This is a genomic window from Phaeobacter sp. PT47_59 (assembly GCF_028890025.1).
In the GTDB taxonomy this organism is placed as follows: Bacteria; Pseudomonadota; Alphaproteobacteria; order Rhodobacterales; family Rhodobacteraceae; genus Phycobacter.
In genome coordinates this window covers 1-1,203 of record NZ_JARCJL010000072.1, presented here as the reverse complement: position 1 = coordinate 1,203, position 1,203 = coordinate 1, and the positions used below count along the sequence as shown (strand labels likewise).

The 1,203-nt window shown below is 63.3% G+C and carries 1 protein-coding gene; it reads right to left on the bottom strand.

Translation table 11 applies throughout. The features are described 5' to 3' along the window. Positions 1 to 305: 305 nt before the first annotated feature. A partial coding sequence (locus PXK01_RS21925; protein WP_274861735.1) for an IS110 family transposase occupies positions 306 to 1,203 on the bottom strand: 898 nt, incomplete at its 5' end.

The window sequence follows — 1,203 nt, the reverse complement described above, 5'->3', positions numbered from 1 at the left end:
GGACTTTTTCAGCGGCCTGCTCTCATGATCGCTGTCAACCTCTTGTTTCATAGCAAGTAATCCGGCGGAGCCGGGCGCAGCGTGATGTAGACGCGCAGGGTAGGAGACGGAACTGAGACGACGGCTGAGCAAGCTCTCATGCGCGGGTTGGGTACCGCATGACCGTGGTTTCGTCTTGGGGCTGCCTCGCTCTAAGGATCGGGCATCGACAGGTCGGCCCATAACAGGGCACGAGGGTTCCCCACCGCGTTCCGTCCCCAACCCTGCGCATCAGACAGGGTCGAGTGTCGTTGGTCGTAGCGTTCTCAAGCTTTGGCTGGCGTAGTGGCGCGGGCGATCGCCCAGATGAAGCCTGCCATCTCGCGCGCGATGGCCGTGATGACCACCACCTTGGCCTTTCCGGCCGCAACCAGATGGCGATAGCGCTGGCACATCCTGAGCTGTCCTTTCCAGGCAATGTCGCGGACCGCCTGCGGCAGCGACTCCAGTCGGGCAAGGAGCTTTGGGCTGACGCGGGCCTGCATGCGGTAACTCCAGGCGCCCTCGATAAGTGCACGCCGGGCGAGACCGCTGCCCGCCTTGGTGATCCCGCCCCGCCGGACACTTGCACCGCTGGAATGCTCCGACGGCGTCAGGCCGAGGTAGGCCATCAGTTGCCGCGGATTGTCGAAACGCTGGAAGTCCCCCACCTCGGCCACCACCGTCACTGCGACGATGAACCCGACACCGCGCATCGTCTGAACTGCGTCAACGACCGCTGCGAGGCTCCAAGTCGGCAGAAGATCCGCGATCTGGTCCGTCAGACGCTCCACCCTTGCCTCCGCATCGGCAACGGCATCGATGTAATCTTGAAGGACGATCTGTTGCGCCGGATGCGTAAACCGCACCATCGCGAGCCAGCGCCGGTAGGCACCGGTCCAACCCTTCTTGCCGGGATAGATCCGGCTATGTCGCAGCAGAAAGCCTTGAAGATGTTGGCGCGCCTTGCCTGCTACCCGCATCGCCGTCGCCCGTGCCCGGACCAGATCACGCATCGCCTCATGCGCCGCATCCGGCACCCAGACTGCCGTCAATTCTCCAGCCCGATGCAGCTTCGTCAGCATCACCGCGTCACGACGGTCGGTCTTCACCCGGTTGCCCGCCTTAACCGGGATCAAAGAAGGAGCCACCACGATACAGTCATGTCCCATCTCGACAATCTGG